The 16,727-nt window shown below is 68.7% G+C and carries 18 protein-coding genes, 1 tRNA gene and 2 pseudogenes; 13 read left to right on the forward strand and 8 right to left on the reverse strand.

Going from position 1 to position 16,727, the window contains the following annotated elements:
• From GRX66_RS04700 to GRX66_RS04715, 4 genes are all read left to right on the forward strand, one after another.
• Positions 1-412 (forward strand): LysE family translocator (locus GRX66_RS04700; protein WP_159525499.1); only part of this gene is annotated, 412 nt, incomplete at its 5' end.
• A gap of 93 nt (positions 413-505) precedes the next feature.
• The gene (locus GRX66_RS04705) at positions 506-1,435 is read left to right on the forward strand and encodes a replication factor A (RefSeq protein WP_159525500.1); all 930 of its coding nucleotides are present in this window, start codon (positions 506-508) and stop codon (positions 1,433-1,435) included.
• A 1-nt stretch (position 1,436) separates the two neighbouring features.
• Positions 1,437-2,033, forward strand: coding sequence for an RPA family protein (locus GRX66_RS04710; protein ID WP_159525501.1), 597 nt, complete (start codon positions 1,437-1,439; stop codon positions 2,031-2,033).
• Positions 2,034-2,131: 98 nt separating this feature from the next.
• Positions 2,132-2,536 carry a CopG family transcriptional regulator gene (locus GRX66_RS04715; protein ID WP_159525502.1) on the forward strand — a complete coding sequence of 135 codons (405 nt, stop codon included), beginning with the start codon at positions 2,132-2,134 and terminating at the stop codon, positions 2,534-2,536.
• Positions 2,537-2,564: 28 nt separating this feature from the next.
• Here the strand turns inward: GRX66_RS04715 and GRX66_RS04720 are convergent, their stop codons facing one another.
• Complete coding sequence (locus tag GRX66_RS04720; protein WP_159525503.1) at positions 2,565-2,747, reverse strand: hypothetical protein; 183 nt, start codon at positions 2,745-2,747, stop codon at positions 2,565-2,567.
• A gap of 249 nt (positions 2,748-2,996) precedes the next feature.
• Between GRX66_RS04720 and GRX66_RS04725 the strand changes: the two genes are divergently transcribed.
• Positions 2,997-4,262, forward strand: coding sequence for an aminoacyl--tRNA ligase-related protein (locus GRX66_RS04725; protein ID WP_201292924.1), 1,266 nt, complete (start codon positions 2,997-2,999; stop codon positions 4,260-4,262).
• Here the strand turns inward: GRX66_RS04725 and GRX66_RS04730 are convergent.
• From GRX66_RS04730 to GRX66_RS04745, 4 genes and pseudogenes are all read right to left on the reverse strand, one after another.
• Positions 4,252-4,704 carry a DUF5814 domain-containing protein gene (locus GRX66_RS04730; protein WP_325063964.1) on the reverse strand — a complete coding sequence of 151 codons (453 nt, stop codon included), beginning with the start codon at positions 4,702-4,704 and terminating at the stop codon, positions 4,252-4,254. The genes GRX66_RS04725 and GRX66_RS04730 overlap by 11 nt on opposite strands.
• Positions 4,705-4,774: 70 nt before the next feature.
• Positions 4,775-5,151: pseudogene (locus GRX66_RS20720) on the reverse strand (arsenate-mycothiol transferase ArsC).
• Positions 5,152-5,306: 155 nt separating this feature from the next.
• Complete coding sequence (gene arsB, locus GRX66_RS04740) at positions 5,307-6,470, reverse strand: ACR3 family arsenite efflux transporter (RefSeq protein WP_159525504.1); 1,164 nt, start codon at positions 6,468-6,470, stop codon at positions 5,307-5,309.
• Positions 6,463-6,852 (reverse strand): ArsR/SmtB family transcription factor, encoded by a 390-nt coding sequence (locus tag GRX66_RS04745; protein ID WP_159525505.1) that lies wholly within the window; start codon positions 6,850-6,852, stop codon positions 6,463-6,465. Before GRX66_RS04745 ends, arsB begins: the two co-directional genes overlap by 8 nt.
• 131 nt (positions 6,853-6,983) lie before the next feature.
• On the opposite strand from GRX66_RS04745, the gene GRX66_RS04750 reads away from it, so the two are divergent.
• A tRNA-His gene (locus GRX66_RS04750) sits at positions 6,984-7,056 on the forward strand.
• A 236-nt stretch (positions 7,057-7,292) separates the two neighbouring features.
• Here the strand turns inward: GRX66_RS04750 and GRX66_RS04755 are convergent.
• The 3 genes and pseudogenes from GRX66_RS04755 to GRX66_RS20725 all read right to left on the reverse strand — a co-directional run bounded on the left by GRX66_RS04755 (position 7,293) and on the right by GRX66_RS20725 (position 10,819).
• The gene (locus tag GRX66_RS04755; protein ID WP_159525506.1) at positions 7,293-8,456 is read right to left on the reverse strand and encodes a CBS domain-containing protein; all 1,164 of its coding nucleotides are present in this window, start codon (positions 8,454-8,456) and stop codon (positions 7,293-7,295) included.
• Between the two features lie 138 nt (positions 8,457-8,594).
• Positions 8,595-9,815, reverse strand: a complete 1,221-nt coding sequence (locus GRX66_RS04760; protein WP_159525507.1) for an iron-containing alcohol dehydrogenase family protein — start codon at positions 9,813-9,815, stop codon at positions 8,595-8,597.
• Between the two features lie 25 nt (positions 9,816-9,840).
• Positions 9,841-10,819 (reverse strand): annotated as a pseudogene (locus GRX66_RS20725) (ring-cleaving dioxygenase).
• A gap of 126 nt (positions 10,820-10,945) precedes the next feature.
• On the opposite strand from GRX66_RS20725, the gene GRX66_RS04770 reads away from it, so the two are divergent.
• The 7 genes from GRX66_RS04770 (at position 10,946) to GRX66_RS04800 (ending at position 16,701) form a co-directional block, all read left to right on the forward strand.
• Positions 10,946-11,206, forward strand: a complete 261-nt coding sequence (locus GRX66_RS04770; RefSeq protein ID WP_159525522.1) for a hypothetical protein — start codon at positions 10,946-10,948, stop codon at positions 11,204-11,206.
• Entirely contained in the window at positions 11,203-12,045 is an 843-nt protein-coding gene (locus GRX66_RS04775; RefSeq protein ID WP_325063959.1) for a BKACE family enzyme, read from the forward strand. The genes GRX66_RS04770 and GRX66_RS04775 overlap by 4 nt, the downstream gene beginning before the upstream one ends.
• Positions 12,046-12,267: 222 nt before the next feature.
• On the forward strand, positions 12,268-13,488 hold the full coding sequence (locus tag GRX66_RS04780) for a 4Fe-4S ferredoxin N-terminal domain-containing protein (protein ID WP_159525508.1): 1,221 nt from the start codon (positions 12,268-12,270) through the stop codon (positions 13,486-13,488).
• A complete protein-coding gene (nrfD, locus tag GRX66_RS04785) occupies positions 13,485-14,810 on the forward strand; it encodes an NrfD/PsrC family molybdoenzyme membrane anchor subunit (RefSeq protein WP_325063960.1) in 1,326 nt (441 codons plus the stop codon). The genes GRX66_RS04780 and nrfD overlap by 4 nt, the downstream gene beginning before the upstream one ends.
• Positions 14,810-15,043: a hypothetical protein gene (locus tag GRX66_RS04790; protein WP_159525509.1), complete on the forward strand. Its 234-nt coding sequence runs from the start codon at positions 14,810-14,812 to the stop codon at positions 15,041-15,043. Before nrfD ends, GRX66_RS04790 begins: the two co-directional genes overlap by 1 nt.
• Positions 15,044-15,116: 73 nt before the next feature.
• On the forward strand, positions 15,117-16,220 hold the full coding sequence (locus tag GRX66_RS04795; RefSeq protein WP_159525510.1) for an Mrp/NBP35 family ATP-binding protein: 1,104 nt from the start codon (positions 15,117-15,119) through the stop codon (positions 16,218-16,220).
• 100 nt (positions 16,221-16,320) lie between these two features.
• A complete protein-coding gene (locus GRX66_RS04800; RefSeq protein WP_159525511.1) occupies positions 16,321-16,701 on the forward strand; it encodes a cupin domain-containing protein in 381 nt (126 codons plus the stop codon).
• Positions 16,702-16,727: the final 26 nt, after the last annotated feature.

Consider the following 16,727-nt stretch of genomic DNA (forward strand, 5'->3'; position numbering starts at 1 on the left):
CGCGGCGCTGCTCGCGACGTCCCCGGTTGCGTTCGCGGCACTCAAACTCTGCGGGGGCGCCTACCTCTGCTGGCTCGGCGCCCGCACGCTGGCGGGGACCGGGAGTCTCGGCAGCGAGGGCGACGTCTCGCGGCCGTTCGCCGCAGGGTTCGTGACGAACGTCCTGAACCCGAAGGTCGCGGTGTTCTTCCTGGCGTTCCTCCCGCAGTTCGTCGACGGCAATGGACCCACGACGGTCCCGGTGCTCGGCGCGACGTACGCGACCCTCACCGCAGTCTACCTCGGCGGCGTCGGTGCGACCGCGGGCCGGGCGCGCGCACTCCTCGAAGACCACGCCGTCGTGCTCCGGGCGGCATCCGGCGTGGCCCTCGTCGCGCTCGGCGGGAGCGTGCTCGCTGCGGCCGTCGCGTAGAACACTTTCACCCCGGTTACGACAATTTAAATACCGTGGCGAACCAACGTCGATGCGTCTCCCACCGAAACACACGCGGAGACGAATACGACCATGAGCGACCTTTCAGACACCGCTGCGGAGATCCACGACGAGTTCTCCGAGCACGTCGACGCGACCGTCGACGACGTAGAAGCACGGCTAGAGAAACTGGTTACTGAGTACAAAGTGCCACTCGCGGAGGCGCGGCGCTCCGTCGAGAACCACTACCTCGACGAGGCCGGCCTCGACCGGGACGAACTCGGCGGCCGCGGCAACGACACCGTCCAGGTGGAGGACGTCGACGAGCCCGAGCAGTGGGTGGACCTCACCGCGAAAGTCGTCGAACTCTGGGAGCCGCGCTCGGACTCCGTCGGGCAGGTCGGGCTGCTCGGCGACCCGACCGGCACCATCAAGTTCACGAAGTGGGCGAAATCCGACCTCGCGAACCTCGAGGAGGGCAAGACCTACCGCCTCGGGAACGTCGTCACCGACGAGTACCAGGGCCGGTACTCCGTGAAGCTCAACAAGACCACGTCCATCGAGGAGGTCGACGAGGAGTTCGACGTCGGCGACAACGAGGACGAAGTCGAGGGCGCGCTCGTGGACATCCAGTCCGGGAGCGGCCTCATCAAGCGCTGCCCCGAGGAGGACTGCACGCGCGTCCTCCAGAACGGCCGCTGTTCGGAGCACGGCGAAGTGGAGGGCGAGTTCGACCTCCGCATCAAGGGCGTGCTCGACGACGGCCGCGACGTCCACGAGGTCATCTTCGACGAGGACGCCACCGAAGCCCTCACCGGCATCGGCCTCGAGGAAGCCAAGCAGATGGCCAAAGACGCGCTGGACACCACCGTCGTCGCCGACGAGATGCGCGAGACGGTGCTGGGGAGCTACTACCGGGTGACCGGGCCGACGTTCGGCCGGTACGTGCTCGCGAACGACACCGAGAAGCTGGACGACGCGCCCGACCCGGAAGCCGTCCTCATCAAAGCGAGGTCGATCTGAAATGAGCAACGCACCCACCCGCGAAGTCGCGCGCCGCGTCTTCGCCGACGAGTTCAACGACGCCGAGTTCACGTTCAAGGAGTCCGACGACGAGCGAGCGCCGCTGTACGCGCTGTTGCCGACCGGGGAGCGCGCGAACCGCGTGTTCGTCGTCGGCACGCTCACCGAGACGGAGGACATCGGCGAGGACTCCGAGTACTGGCGCGGCCGCGTCGTCGACCCGACGGACACGTTCTTCGTGTACGCGGGCCAGTACCAGCCGGAAGCCGCGTCCGCGCTCCGCGACGCCGAGACGCCGACGTACGTCGCCGTGGTCGGGAAGCCGCGGACCTTCGAGACGGACGACGGGTCCGTGAACGTCTCCCTGCGACCGGAATCCATCACGACGGTCGACGAAGCCACCCGGGACCGCTGGGTGGTCGAGACGGCCGAGCGCACGCTCGAACGCCTCGACGCCTTCGACGACGAGGGCAACGAGTACGCCGAGCGCGCGAAAGCCGAGTACGGGGAGGACGTCTCCGCGTACCGCCGGGCGGTCCTCGACGCCCTCGAGGACTTCGACACGGAGTCCGACGAAGTGCCGCCGGCGGACGCGTAGGCCCAAGCGCGATGCGGGCTGCAGGCGCCCTTTGCTCGCCCCGTGCGAGCGTCTGACGAACCCTTATTAGGGTTCGTGCTCGTAGCTGCGGGTAATCGATGGGGAACAAGAACAAGACAATCTCGTTCCGCGTGAACGAGGACAAGTTCGACGCGCTGCGCGACATCGCCGAAGAGCAGGACCTCTCGCTGTCGGCGGTGTTCCGCGACTACGTCGACGCGCTGGTCGCCCACGACGGCCGGGTCCGAGTCGTCCCGGAGAACGCCGCCGAGGACGCGGACGGCGACGAGTTCCCGCCGAAAGTCGAGGTGTCCAAGAGCTTCGTGCGCGAGCACGAACGCCTCGAACTCGAGGCCAAACACCTCCGCGACCAGCTCGAGGAGCACAAGGAGTACATCAATCACCTGCGCCAGCAGGTCGAGAGCGACGAGGACGTCGAGGAAGTCATCCAGCTGGAGGAGCTGGACGGCGACGACGAGGACGAACCCTACCAGCTGGGTTGACGCGACGGCGGCCGTCGGGGCTCGCGGGTCAGGCGGTCGGCGTCCGCTGTCTCGCTTTCAGCGCGACGAACACGAGCAGCAGCGCGGTCGCGACCCCGAGGAGCACCGACACCCACCAGTTCTGCGGCGACGCGAGGAACGCGCTCACGGACGCGGCCGTCGTGAGGAACGCCGTTCCGAGCGCCATCACCGAGAGCGTCTCGAACTCCATCGTCTGTTCGTCGACGGGCTACCGGGAAAACGTTGTCCGATTCGTTACACGTTAGCGACAGGGTGGGGTTCAATCACACACCGCGGAAACCCTTTTGGCACGCCAGACGCGACAGGGAGACGTGATGACGTCGAACCATCGAGGGTCGGAGTCGGCCCGTGGCCGCGTTCCGAGCGACGAATAGCCTGTTCTCCGCGACCGGAGACGCGATTCCCGACAGCGGCGGCGCCGCGAACGGGGGTGATTCGAGTGCGGCGTAGCGAGGCGTTCCTGCCCACCAGCCGGGAAACCGTCGGCGCGGGCAGCGACGCCGCGAAACTCCTGGTGCGCGCCGGCCTGGTACGCGAGTTCGGGAGCGGCCTCTGGGGGTTCACGCCCGCCGGCCAGCGCGTCCGCGAGAAACTCGCGTCCCGGGTTCGCGCAGCGATGGACGCGGTCGGCGGGCAGGCGGTCCGCCTCCCCGGCCTCCAGTACCGCGAGCGCTGGGCGGAGAGCGGGCGCTGGGGGAGTTTCGAGGGCGAGATGTTCACCCTGGAGAACCGCGACGGCCAGGCGATGTGTCTCGCGCCCAGCCACGAGGAGGGGATGGTGCACCTCGTCGACGGCCGGGCCCGCTCCCACGACGACCTCCCCCTCCTGCTCTACCAGGTGGCGTCGAAGTTCCGCGACGACCACGCGCGCAACGGCCTCGTGCGCACGAAGGAGTTCACGATGAAGGACGCGTACAGCTTCCACGTCGACGACGCCAGCCTCGACCGGACGTACCGCGACGTGCGCGCGGCCTACGAGCGGGTGTTCGCGGACGTCGGCCTCGAGGTCGCCGTCGTCGGCGCGGACAACAGCGTGATGGGCGGCTCGGCCTCAGAGGAGTTCGTCGCGCCCGTCGCCGACGGCAGCGACCGCCTCCTTCGCTGTACGGCCGACGACTGTCGGTTCGGCGTGACCGACGAGCACGACGGCTTCGACGACCACGACGCCGGCGGACCGTGCCCCGACTGCGGCGGCACGCTCGCAGCGAGCGACGGCATCGAGGTCGGGCACGTCTTCAAACTCGGCACGCGGTACTCCGCCGCGATGGACCTCACCATAGACGACGCGGCGGGCGCCGAACGCGAGGTCCTGATGGGGAGCTACGGGCTCGGCATCGACCGCCTGCTCCAGACGCTCGTCCAGCAGCACGGCGGCGACGAGTGCGCGTGGCCCGTCACCGACTGGGGCTGTGTCGCGCCCTACCGCGCCGCCGTCCTCCCCATCGGGGACGACGGGGTCCAGGCAGTCGCACAACGCATCTACGAGGCCTGCGGCCGCGAGGACGTCTTGCTGTACGACGACCTGTCGGTCGGCGAGCGCTTCGCGGAGGCCGACCTGCTCGGTCTCCCCGCGAAGGTCGTCGTCGGGAACACGTACCGCGAGAACGGCGTCGTGGACGTCGAAACGGCCGCCGGCACCCGTCAGCTAGCGCCCGAGGACGTTCCCGACGCAGTCCGCGAGTTCGCTGCCGGCGCTACCGAGTGAGTTCGCGCTTCTTCCGGCTGGCGCGGTCGGCCTCATCCGGCCGGTCGTCGACCTCTGCGAGGTCTTCGACGGCTTCGAGGGTGCGCACGGCGTCGTCGAGGAAGGAGTAGAGGTCCCCGGGGTACGCGTACACCATGTAGTCGTCGGTCATCACGTTCACCATCGACTCGGGGTCCAGACCCTGCGCGCGCAGGTCGAGGAGGTACCGCACGAACTTCCGCTCGGGGTGCCCGCAGTAGGGGTTGGAGTCACAGCCGCAGTCGAGGAAGTCCTCGGCGAAGTCCAGGACCTTGTCCCGGGTGGTCTCGTCGAGGTCCGAGAGGTCGCCCGTGAAGAGGATGTCGAGGGTCGCGCCGCTGAACGCGCTCTTCGGGAAGCGCGTGTCTATCTGGGACGCGATCTGCCGGTGGTTCTTCACGTAGATTTTGTCCGTGACGGCCACAGTCACCCCGAGATAGGCGGCAATCGCGGAAAAGCGTATCGTCCCGGCGGCGTCGGAGTCCCGGGCCGACTCAGCCGTCGAGGTCGGCCTCGAGTTCGTCGTACAGCGCGCTGACGCGGGCTGCGACGTCGTCGCGGATTGCCGCGACCTCCCCGGGCGCCGGCCGTCGGGGTCGTCGAGGGCCCAGTCGCGGTTCTCGCCCGCCCAGCCGGCGGGGCAGACGTCCTCGGCGGAACACCCCATGGTGAGCACGTAGTCGGCGTCCCGGACGTCCTCGAACGTGGCCTCGCGGGGCGTCCGGTCGGCGACGTCGAATCCAGCATCCGCCATCGCGGCGACGACCTCGTCGTGGACGTGGTCTGCGGGGTCGGTGCCGCCCGTGACGAGGTCGATTTCGGATTCGAGACCGCGGGCCGCGCGCTCGCGTTCCGCGAACGCGTACGCCATCTGGGAGCGGCCGGCGTTCTGGACGCAGACGAAGGCGAGGGTGGTCGTCACGCGACCACCTCTCGGCGCGCGGCCAGAACACGTCGCGCCGCCGGTGCGACGGCGTTCTGGACGCAGACGAAGGCGGAAGTGGCTTTTTCAGTGGTCATGAGTGGTCAGTCGTCCTCACTGAGCGGAGCGCCGAGGCTCCCGGTCGTGTAGCCGGTCCAGTCGTAGCGACGCTGGAGGGACAGCGCGACGTTCACGAGCGCGAGCAGTACCGGGACTTCGATGAGCGGGCCGACGACCGTCGCGAACGCGACGCCGGAGCCGACGCCGAACACGGCGACGGCGACCGCGATAGCCAGCTCGAAGTTGTTCGACGCGGCCGTGAACCCGATTGCGGTGGTCGTCGAGTAGTCCGCGCCGATGCCGCGGCCCATCCCGAAGCTCACGAAGAACATCACCACGAAGTAGATGGTCAACGGCACCGCGATCAGCAGGACGTCGGAGGGCCGGCCGACGATGCGTTCGCCCTGCATCGCGAACATCACGACGACGGTGAACAGCAACGCGACCAGCGTCAGCGGACTGACGGTGGGGACGAACGACTCCTCGTACCACTCCACGCCCCGCGTCCGGGTGCCGACGTACCGCGAGAGGATGCCGGCGGCGAACGGAACGCCGAGGAAGAGCGCGATGGCTTCGAACACCTGCATCGGCGTGATGCCGAACTGCGAGATGCCGGCGACGAGCGCGTCCAGGCCGAGCAGCGGCGGCAGCACGAGCGCGAAGAACCAGACGTAGACGCCGTAGGTGAGAATCTGGAAGACGCTGTTGAACGCGACCAGGCCCGCGGCGTACTCCGCGGAGCCGTCGGCGAGTTCGTTCCAGACGAGCACCATCGCGATGCAGCGGGCCATCCCGATGAACACCAGGCCGAGATAGAACTCGGGGCGCGCCGGCAGCCCCGGGACGAGGCCGCTGAAGAACGTCAGCGCGAGCGCGAACATCACTGTCGGCCCGATGAGCCAGTTCTGCACGAGGCTCAACCCGAGCACGCGCCCGTTCCGGAAGACGGTCGGGAGCTGGCCGTAGTTGACCTTCGCCAGCGGCGGATACATCATCAGGATGAGCCCGATCTCGACGAGGTGGAACTCCCGGATGGGTGCCGTGATGGACGGCGCGACGTACCCGAGACCGACGCCGAGGGCCATCGCGGCGAAGATCCAGACGGTGAGGTACTTGTCGAGGACGTCCATCGACCGCGGGTCGCCGCAGGACTCACAGCCACAGTTCGGGCCGTGGTCGTGGGCCGTCGCCGCCGCCGAGTCACTCATCCGTGCCACCGCGGTCGGCGGCCGCGAACAGGGTCGACGCGAAGTCGGTGGCGTCGTAGTACCGCCAGTTGCCGTCCTTCCGGCGGGTGGCGAGGCCGGCGTCCACGAGGTCCGAGAGCGCGTGGCTCACCGCGCTCTCGCTGACGTCGACCAGCGCCTCGAGTTCGCAGACGCAGCGGTCGTCCTCGGAGACGGCGAGGACGCGCGCGAGCCGATACCGCGTGTCGTCGCCGAGCACGGCGAAGACGCCGTGGACGTCGTCGTCGAAGGCATCGTCGGCGAGCGCGTCGAGTTCCTCGAGGCGTCGCTGCACGTCCTCGTCGCAGCACTCCCCGAGTTCGTCGGCGAGATGGCGGCGCAGCCGGTCGGTTGCCTGGGGCATGGCACCGACTTGTACGAGCATTCAATTAGGTATTTTGGTCTGAATACTCGTTCAGATAGACCGGCTCGGCCCCCGAACCGGAGCGGTTCGTAACGTATTTGAACGACAGTCCGCTACGATTGGATGCAGTGTCCGGGGTAGGGTAGTGGACTATCCTTCAGCCTTGTGGAGGCTGAGACGCGGGTTCGATTCTCGCCCCTGGACCTTTTCGCGACGACCACCGTGCTGAGCGTAACGTCCAGTCGTTGAGAATCGAAGCTGTGAGACGCAGCGCGAACGTAGTGAGCGACCGTCTCACTCCGGTTCGATTCTCGCCCCTGGACTGAATTTTTGAAAACGACACAACGAGTGACAGCAGTGTGTCTAGCGACACCTACAGTCGTGTCTCAGTGAGCGACGGGCCTGAGCCAACAAACGAAGAACAAGCGGTCGAACGGCGCCTATCCGCCGCTGGCGCGCGCGGAGCGGGCTTCGGCGTCCATGCCGGTGGTCTGGATGATGTTGAACGCGGTCATGATGTCGGTGCGGGAGACGAGGCCGACCATCTCGTCGTGGTCGTCGAAGACGACGAGGCGGCCGACGCCCTCCTCCTGCATGGCTTCGAGGGCGTCCATGGCGTTGTTGGACTCGTGGACGCTGTACACGTCGTGGTTCATCACGTCCTCGACGAGCACCGCGTCGCGTTCGACGGGTTTGACGTCGCGGGCGTCGTCGAGCGTGACCATGCCGACGACGTCGCCGTTCCGGGTGACGGGGTAGCCGGTGTGGCGTTCCTCGAACATGCGTTCCATGAGGTCGGCGATGGACGCCGTCGCCTCGATTGTGTGGACGTCGTCCGTCATGACGTCGGTGACGCTGACGTCCTGGAACGCGGCGTTCATGACGGTGCGCTGGGCTTCGCTGGACGCGCCGATGTAGATGAAGAAGGCGATGGCGATGAGGATGAGGTTGAACCCGAGGATTCCGACGATGCCGAGCAGCAGCGCGAACATCTTCCCGACCTCCGCGGCGATCTGGGTGGCGCGGGCGAACGGCCGCTTGCGGGCGAGGAGCGCGCGGAGGACGCGGCCGCCGTCCATCGGGAAGCCGGGGAGCAGATTGAACGCGGCGAGCGCGAAGTTCATGAGCGCGAGGTAGCCGAAGACGAACCGCGCGAAGTCCAGGCCTTCGGGCAGATACCAGAGGGCGCCCAGCGAGAGGACGCCGAGGGCGATGCTGACGATAGGGCCCGCAATGGCGATGAGCAGTTCCTGGCTCCACTCCTCGGGCTGGTCGGAGAGCGCGGCGATGCCGCCGAGAATCCACAGCGTGATGGAGTCGATGGGGAACCCGAAGCGCATCGCGACGACGGAGTGGCCGAGTTCGTGGAGGACCACGCCGACGAACAGGCCGACGGCGGCGGCGATGCCCAGGTACCACTGCATGTTCCCAGCGGTGAGGGCGGCGGTGTCGAGCCGGGCGTCGAACGGCGCCGCGTTCAGCGTCTCGATCCAGATGTCGACCTGCGTCCCGATGAGGTAGGCGAACACCGGCAGAATCAGCAGGAACGTGACGTCCAGCTTGATCGGGATGCCGAACGCGCTCCCGATTCTGAAGCTTCGCATACGGGAAGATACCGGTCCGGTGCGCATAAATCCGGGGGCGGCCGGCGGGTCGCCGCGCCTGACTGAAGTCGGCGCTCGCTGTCGACGGGGCGCGACTGACGGGCGTCGAGGTCGTCGCTGTCGGAGCGAGTGCGTGTCTCAGTACGCGGCCTGCAGGACTGTCGCCACGTCCTCGGGCGTGAGGTCGAGGGCGTCGGGCGCGTTCGCCATGAAGGGGTCCTTGACGACGCTCTTGGCGACGCTGGAGAACTCCCCGGGTTCCGGGCCGGCGACGTCGGCGAGGCTGTCGGGGAGGCCGAGCGCGTCCCGGACGTCTGCGACGGCGTCGACGACAGCCTCGGCGGGGTCGGACGCGTCCGCTACGCCGAGGGCGTCCGCGAGCAGCGCGCGGCGGCCGTCGACTTCGGCGAAGAGGTACCGGAGGACGTGGGGTGCGACGATTGCGTGCGCGGTCCCCTGCTGGACCTCGTAGCCCCGCGTGAGGCCGTGGCCGAACGAGTGGATGATGGAGAGCGTGGTTTCGCCGGGCCGTGAGATGCCGTACTGGACGAGCAGGAGGCCCTCGAGGACGGGTTCGAGCGTCTCGACGTCGACGTCGCCGCGACCCAGGCCGCGGAGGCCGTCCGCCATGAGGCCGATCCCCCGGAGCGCCGTCGCGTCCGTGACGGGCGTGGCGTTGGCGGCGTACAGCGTCTCGATGCCCTTGTCGAAGCCGTTCATCGCGGACCCGACGAGGACGGTCCGCGGCGTCGTCGCGACGAGTTCGGGGTCCGAGACGACTGCCGCCGGCATCAGGCGGCGGTCGGAGATGCCGCCGCTGGTCGGCCGGTCGACCAGGCCGGAGTCGGGGAGCGCGGAGAGACCGGCGACGTTCGAGAGGTCCGCACCCGCCAGCGTCGTGGGGACGGCGAAAATGGGCGGGAGGTCGGCGTCCGGAATCGGGAGCGTGTGGGTGTCCGCGAGGTCGCGGCCGGCCGCCTCCGGGTCGTGGTCGCCGGCGACGAGCACGCTGACGGCTTTCGCGACGTCGATGCTGCTGCCGCCGCCGAGCGCGACGATGGCGTCCGCGTCGTTGTCGCGGTACGCCGCCCGGGCGTCGAGCGCCGTCGAGAGTCGTTTCTCGGGCGTGGTCTCGTCGAAGACGCCCGCGAGCGCGTCGCCGAGGCCGTCCGTGACGGGGTCGATGACGGCGGGCGTGCTGCCGACGGTGGACCCGCAGACGACGAGCGCGCGGTCGACGCCGTGCTCGGCGAGTTCCGCGTCGAGGTCGGCGACGGTCCCCTGGCCGTAGCGGAGGACGGCCGGGTCGTAGTCGAATCGGAACGGGTCGCCGACGCGGTCTGCGTGCGTATCGCTCATGTGTGAGGTGATGACGCGCCTGCTACTATTCGTCTCCGGTCCCGGCACTAGAGTCGACGTGGGGCGGGTCGAACGCCGGGAGCGCGGCCCGGATCTCCGCCCGCTTGCCCTCGAGCCACGCCGGGAGCGCCAGCGACGACCCGAGGTCGGCGAGGTCCTCGTCGACGGTGAATCCGGGGCCGTCGGTCGCGATTTCGAACAGCACGCCGCCGGGTTCGCGGCAGTACAGCGACCGGAAGTACGTGCGGTCGATGGGGCCGCTGGCGGACAGGCCGTGGTCTGCGTACGCCTCCTTCCAGGCCTCTTCCTCGGCGACGCTCTCGGCCGTGAACGCGACGTGGTGAATCGAACCGACGCCCATGCGGCCGCGGTCGGCGTCCGTCGCCACCAGGTCGAGCACGGAATGCGGGCCGCCCGCTGGCGTCTGGTACCGGCGCCGGTCGCCGTCCTCGGCGACCTGCTCGTACCCGAGGACGTCCGTGAGAATCCCCCGCGGTGGGGCCGAACTCGCCGACCGCGAGCGTGACGCTGTGGAACCCGCGGAGCTGGTGTGCCTCGGGCACGGGGCCGTCGGGCCACGGGACGGCGTCGGATTCGGTGGCGTGGTCGCTCGCGACGAGCTCCAGGCCGATGCCGTCCGGGTCCTCGAACCGCAGAACTGGGTCGCCGAAGCGCTCGGCCTCGGTGACGTCGACGCCGTGGTCGACGAGGCGGTCCAGCCAGTAGTCGACGGCGTCGGGCGGAATCAGGAACGCGGTGTCGCGGGTCTGGCCCGCACCGAACTCGCCGTCCCGGCCGTCCGCGCCCCACGGGAAGAACGTGATGTTCGTGCCGGCAGACCCCTCGTAGTCGCCGAAGTAGAAGTGGTAGGTCTTCGTGTCGTCGTGGTTGACGGTGCGCTTGACGAACCGCAGGCCGAGCGTCTCGACGTAGAAGTCGGCGTTGGCCTGCGGGTCGCCGGCGATGGCCGTGACGTGGTGGAGTCCCGGCGTCGTCGGGGGCATGCCGTCGGGTACGCGGCCCGCACACGTGTACCCTGTGTAGACGGCACCGTCACCGGGTGACGCGGGTGTCACCACGGGACTCCGGGGTTGGCGAATCGTTAACACGTCAGCGGGCGAACGGCCGCCATGACCTGCCCGCACCTCGAGTACCGAACGGACGGCGACGGCCAGTCGTTCGACACCCCGCGGGCGTACTGCGGCGTCACGGCGTCGTTCGTCCAGCCGATGCGCGCGGACGTCTGCAACGACCGCTACGACCTCCACCACGCCGCGCACTGCGAGGTTTTCCTGGAGCACGAGGCAGCGGACGGCGGAGCGGACGGCGCGCAGCCGGAGACGCAGGAGAGGACGGGCGGCGGTCCGGACGGGGAGGGCGAGGAGTCGTGACGTACGAGGAGTTCCTCGCAGGGGACCCGGTCGTCGTCACGGCCGCGCTCACGGGCGGCGTGCACGGAAAGGAAGCGAATCCGAACCTGCCCGAGACCCCCGAGGAGATCGGGCGCGCGGCCGCCGCCGCGGAGGAAGCGGGCGCCGCCGTCGTACACGTCCACGCCCGGAAGCCGAACGGCGAGCGCTCGTTCGCCACCGAGCGCTTCCAGGCCATCGACGACGAGATTCGGGCGCGCGCGGACGACGTCGTCATCCAGCACTCCACCGGCGGAACCGGCGCACCGGACGACGTCCGCCACCAGCCGCTGCGAACGGACCCGCCGCCGGAGATGGCGAGCCTCGACATGGGACCGCTGAACCGCTACCGCCACCTGACCAGCGAGAACACGCGCGCGCTCGTCGACTCGCTGTTCGACGAGATGCGCGAGCGCGGCGTCAAGCCCGAACTGGAGGTGTTCAACGACGGTCACCTGAACGAAGTCCACCAGTTCCTCGACCGCCGGGACGTCGCCGCCCCCGTCTACGCGACGCTGATTTTCGGGCCGGGGACGCTGACGCGGCCGCGCCCCCGGAACCTCCTGCACCTCGTGTCGAACCTCCCGGCCGGTGCGCAGTTCAACACGCTCGGGTTCGGCCGCCACCAGTTGCCGCTCGCGACGCTCGGAGTCCTCCTCGGCGGTCACGTCCGCGTCGGCCTCGAGGACAACGTCTACTACGAACGCGGCGAACTCGCGGCGAGCAACGCGCAGCTCGTCGACCGGGTCGTCCGGGTCGCCGACGAACTCGGACGGCCGGTCGCGACACCCGCGCAGGCCCACGAGATTCTCGGCCTGTAGCCGGTTCGGGGGCCGAGCGCGCGTCACCCTCGACGACCAACGACCCGTTCTGGCCGAACACGTTCGTCCCAGTCCCATCTGGTGAAAATGACGGTGCCCGTTCTTGCCGGATCCGTCCAGACCCGCAAACTGACGGCCAGACGCGGGCCCCGGGCGCCACGCCGTCGTCTCGGACCCAGCGCCCGCGCACGGGAACGCGGCGTTCCCAGGAGGAAGCTACGAATGCAAGACGAGGACACCCCCATATCGTTCGACGACGACGAGACCGAACGCATGGAGCGCCTGCTCGACGACACCGAGTACGACACCGAACTCGGCGTCGAGATGGCGAAAGACGCCCAGCGAGTCGCCGCCGGCGAACTCGGCGAGGCGGAGTTCTACCGCGAGTACCACGAGGACGTCCTCGCGGAGTTCGGCGAGGACGACCGCGAGATATCCGGGCTGCTCGACGGCGTCGAGGGCGACGACGTCAGCGAGAAACTGTCGTCGCTGGCGGACCGCGACGACCTCTCCCGCCGCGAAGTCATGAAGAAGGGCGGGGCCGCGTTCGCGGCGCTCAGCATGTTCGCGACCGCGGGGCAGGAGAGCGCCGCGGCCGCCGGCGACGGCGACGCCGACGAGGGCACGCGGTACGGGATGACCATCAACCTCAACAACTGCGACGGCTGTCTGGCGTGCGTCGTCGCCTGCAACCAGGAACACGGCACCTCCGACGGCGCGAACTGGATGTACGTGTTCACGTACGAGGACGAGGACCAGGACGACGAGAACTTCCTCGTCCGGCCGTGCCAGCACTGCACGGACTCGCCGTGTACGAAGGTGTGTCCGGTCGGCGCGCGCCACACCCGCGAGGACGACGGCCTCGTGCTCACGGACTACGACATCTGCATCGGCTGCCGGTACTGCGAGGTGTCGTGCCCGTACGGCGTCAACTACTTCCAGTGGGGCGAACCCGACGTCCCGGACAGCGAAATCGACGACGACCACCAGTACGACGAGCGCGGCAAGTGGGTGGGTTCGCGGCCGCCGAAGGGCGTGATGGGCAAGTGCACGTTCTGCGTCGACCGCCAGGACGGCCAGATGGGCGAGGAGCGAATCGGCACGACCGCCTGCGAGGACGCGTGCGCGATGGACGCAATCCACTTTGGCGACATGAACGACCCGGAGAGCGCGCCCAACCAGCACCTCCGCGAGTACCGCGACAGCCAGGGCAACGACATGACGTTCAAGAACCGCAAGGAGCACACCGTCTCCACCTTCAAGCTCATGGAGGAACGGGGCACCGACCCGAACGTCCACTACATCGGGAACGAGCCGTCCCCGCACGCCCGTCAGGTCGACGGCCCGGTGACCTACGAGGACATGGACATCGTCGAGAACCGCAAGGAGGAAGTCCTGGACAACGGCGCGATGGCCAACGACCAGGGAGGTGAAGAGGCGTGAGCGTCGACGTGACCGGCGTCGACCGTGAGACGCTCGTGCGGCCCATCCAGTCCCGCTCGAAGTACTTCCTCGTCGCGCTGGTCGCGGCGCTGGCGGGCATCGGCGTCTGGCTGTACTTCTACGTCCAGCAGCTCCAGCACGGCCTCATCGTCACCCACCTCGCGGACTGGGGGTCGGGCGGCGGCGTGCCGTGGGGGCTGTACATCGGCGCGTTCATCTGGTGGGTCGGCATCGCCCACGGCGGCATCATCCTCTCGGCCGCGGTGCGACTGCTCGGCATGGACACCTACCAGCCCGTCGCGCGCATGGCGGAGCTGTTGACCATCGCCGCGCTGACCTGCGCCGGCATCTACATCCTCATCCACGTCGGCCGCCCCGACCGCCTCGTCACGAGCGTGCTGCCGGCGTGGCCGTGGCGCGTCCACTGGTCGCCGCTCGTCTGGGACGTCACCGTCATCACGGCCTACTTCGTGCTGACGGCGACCTACCTGCTGTTGACGATTCGCTACGACATCCACCGGCTGCGCGACCGGCTCCCGGACCGCCTCGAACCCCTCTACAAGGCGCTGATGATCGGCTACAGCGAGACGGAGGACAAAGTGGTCGAGCGGATGGTCTGGTGGCTCGCGTTCGCCATCATCATCATGGCGCCGCTGCTCCTGCACGGCGGGGTCATCCCGTGGCTGTTCGCCTTGCTGCCGTCGATGGCCGGCTGGGCTGGCGGCGTCCAGGGGCCGTCGTTCCTCTCCATCGCGCTCACGTCCGCGGTCAGCGGCATCATCATCATCGCCGCGGCGTTCCGGTACGCGTACGGCTGGGCGGAACTCATCCCGAAGCCCGTCTTCTACGGGCTCTCGAAGTGGCTGGGCTTCTTCGGGCTGCTGTTCCTGTGGCTCCAGCTCCAGCAGGTCATCACCGGCATCTTCGCGGCTCCGACGACGCTCCAGCACGCCACCGAGGTGAAGATCGCGACGCCGATCTACTGGGTCGCCATCGGCCTCGTGATCGCCGCTGAAGCCTACATCTTCGCGGCCGCGCTGAAGTCGTCGCTGTTCACGATTCCGCGCATCGTCGCGGTGTCCGTGCTCGTGCTCGTCGGCACGCTCGTCGAGAAGACGCTGTTCGTCGTCGAGGGTCTCCAGCACGCGCACTTCCAGCTGTACGACGGCGTCCCCGGCGTCTACGTCCCGTCGGCCGTCGAACTGTCGTCGGTGCTGGGGACGGTCGGCATCGTCGTGTTGTTCTTCCTCGTCGTCTCGAAGGTGATTCCGGTGGTGGAACTACACGCCATCGAGGACGACCACGAGGAGGTGCGCGACTGATGTTGCCGCTCGCATCCGCGCCCTACACGCTGCCGTTCGTCGGCCCGGGCACGTACCTCATCTTCGGCATCGTGCTCGCGCCCATCTACGTGATGCTGGCCGCGTGGTACCTCGGGACACCCAGCGACTCGAAGAGCGCGCTGCTCGGCGTGACGTACCTCGCCGGCCTCACCACCGCGCTGTGGGGCGGCCTGTTCGTCGCGACGATGGTCATCAAGTTCGCGTTCTTCTGAACGCGGCCGCACCGCCCGCCAACCACCCCCAGGCGTCGGGGTCCCGCGACGCCACCCCCACGAGAACGAACCAATGACGATCACAGCATCCGAACTCACGGACCGACTCGCGGCTGTCGAGGACCCGATGAACGACGACGACATCGTCTCCATGGGCCTCGTGACTGACGTCGCCATCACAGAGGACGCCGCCCGGGTGACGCTGGCGTTCAACGCGCCGTACGCGCCCACGGAGATCGAGATCGGGAACGCCATCCGGGACGTCGTCGAGGACGCCGGCCTCGAACCCGACCTGCGCGCGAGCGTCGGCGCCGACGAGGGCTTCGACGACGACGTCCTCCCGGACGTGAAGAACGTCGTCGCCGTCGCGTCCGGCAAGGGCGGCGTCGGGAAGACCACCGTCGCCGCGAACCTCGCGGCGGGCCTGAACGACCGCGGCGCGCGCGTCGGCATCCTCGACGCGGACGTCCACGGGCCGAACGTCCCGCGACTGCTCCCGACGGCGAACGAACCCGGGGTCACGCCCAACGACGAGATCGTGCCACCGGCCTCGGACGGCGTCCGCGTGATGAGCACCGACCACATGATGCCGGACGGCGACGAACCCGCCGTGATGCGCGGCCCGATGGTGAACAACGTGATGATGAAGTTCGTCAACGAGGTCGAGTGGGGTCGCCTCGACTACCTCGTCGTCGACCTCCCGCCGGGCACGGGGGACGCGTCCCTGAACCTCCTGCAGACGCTGCCCGTGGCGGGCGTCGTTGTGGTCACGACGCCCCAGGAGATGGCCGTCGCCGACGCCCGGAAGGGACTGCGGCTCTTCGAGGACCACGACGCGCCCGTGCTCGGCGTCGTCGAGAACATGGCCGCGTTCCACTGCCCGAACTGTGAGGACGTCCACGACCCGTTCGGCAGCGGCGGCGCCGACGAAATCAGCGACGACTACGACGTCCCCATCCTCTCCGAGCTCCCCGTCCACCCGGACTTCGACAGCGGCGACATGGACGGCCCGACCGTCCGCGACGACGACAGCGCCGTCCAGGACGACCTCTTCGAGTTCGTGGACGCCACCGCCGACCGCATCGGTGAGATCAACCGCCAGCAGGTCGCCGAGCACGTCGCCGAACGCGGCGACGACGTCCCGACGGAACCCGAAACGGCGAACGCCGGCGACTGACGCCTGCAACCGGTCATCCGGTCACTCCGGCGCGGCCGGTTCCCGCGACTGCTGTGTCTCGACGACTACGCCTAAGACGCACCCGACCCAAGGTCCGGGCATGACGACAGCCGAATCCACGACCCACGTCGTGCGACGCGCGAGCGACATCGAGTACGAGGACGTCGGCGCGGCCGACGGCATGCGGAAGGGCGTTCTGCTGGACGAATCCGACGGCGCACCGCACTTCGCGATGCGGCGGTTCGTCCTCGACGCCGGCGCCAGCGTCCCCGAGCACACGAACGAGGTCGAACACGAACAGTTCGTCCTCAGCGGCGAGTACACGGTCGGCATCGAGGGCGAGGAGTACACCGTCAGCGCGGGCGACAGCCTCCTGATCCCCGCCGGCGCCGTCCACTACTACGAGAACGACGGCGACGAGGAGGGGGCGTTCATCTGCGTCGTCCCCAACGGCGACGACTCGATCGAACTCGTCGAGTGAGTCGTCGCCCAACGGCGTCCTCGGGA

It is taken from the genome of Halobacterium bonnevillei, from assembly GCF_009831555.1.
In the GTDB taxonomy this organism is placed as follows: Archaea; Halobacteriota; Halobacteria; order Halobacteriales; family Halobacteriaceae; genus Halobacterium; species Halobacterium bonnevillei.

Excerpts from the sequence above, each read along its gene's own strand:
- GRX66_RS04745 (WP_159525505.1), bottom strand. The coding sequence starts at position 6,852 with ATGCCCCAGGCAACCGACCGGCTGCGCCGCCATCTCGCCGACGAACTC.
- arsB (WP_159525504.1), bottom strand. The coding sequence starts at position 6,470 with ATGAGTGACTCGGCGGCGGCGACGGCCCACGACCACGGCCCGAACTGT.
- GRX66_RS04755 (WP_159525506.1), bottom strand. The coding sequence starts at position 8,456 with ATGCGAAGCTTCAGAATCGGGAGCGCGTTCGGCATCCCGATCAAGCTG.
- GRX66_RS04780 (WP_159525508.1), top strand. The coding sequence starts at position 12,268 with ATGCAAGACGAGGACACCCCCATATCGTTCGACGACGACGAGACCGAA.
- GRX66_RS04770 (WP_159525522.1), top strand. The coding sequence starts at position 10,946 with ATGACCTGCCCGCACCTCGAGTACCGAACGGACGGCGACGGCCAGTCG.
- GRX66_RS04710 (WP_159525501.1), top strand. The coding sequence starts at position 1,437 with ATGAGCAACGCACCCACCCGCGAAGTCGCGCGCCGCGTCTTCGCCGAC.
- GRX66_RS04715 (WP_159525502.1), top strand. The coding sequence starts at position 2,132 with ATGGGGAACAAGAACAAGACAATCTCGTTCCGCGTGAACGAGGACAAG.
- GRX66_RS04800 (WP_159525511.1), top strand. The coding sequence starts at position 16,321 with ATGACGACAGCCGAATCCACGACCCACGTCGTGCGACGCGCGAGCGAC.
- GRX66_RS04795 (WP_159525510.1), top strand. The coding sequence starts at position 15,117 with ATGACGATCACAGCATCCGAACTCACGGACCGACTCGCGGCTGTCGAG.
- GRX66_RS04705 (WP_159525500.1), top strand. The coding sequence starts at position 506 with ATGAGCGACCTTTCAGACACCGCTGCGGAGATCCACGACGAGTTCTCC.
- GRX66_RS04720 (WP_159525503.1), bottom strand. The coding sequence starts at position 2,747 with ATGGAGTTCGAGACGCTCTCGGTGATGGCGCTCGGAACGGCGTTCCTC.
- GRX66_RS04790 (WP_159525509.1), top strand. The coding sequence starts at position 14,810 with ATGTTGCCGCTCGCATCCGCGCCCTACACGCTGCCGTTCGTCGGCCCG.
- GRX66_RS04760 (WP_159525507.1), bottom strand. The coding sequence starts at position 9,815 with ATGAGCGATACGCACGCAGACCGCGTCGGCGACCCGTTCCGATTCGAC.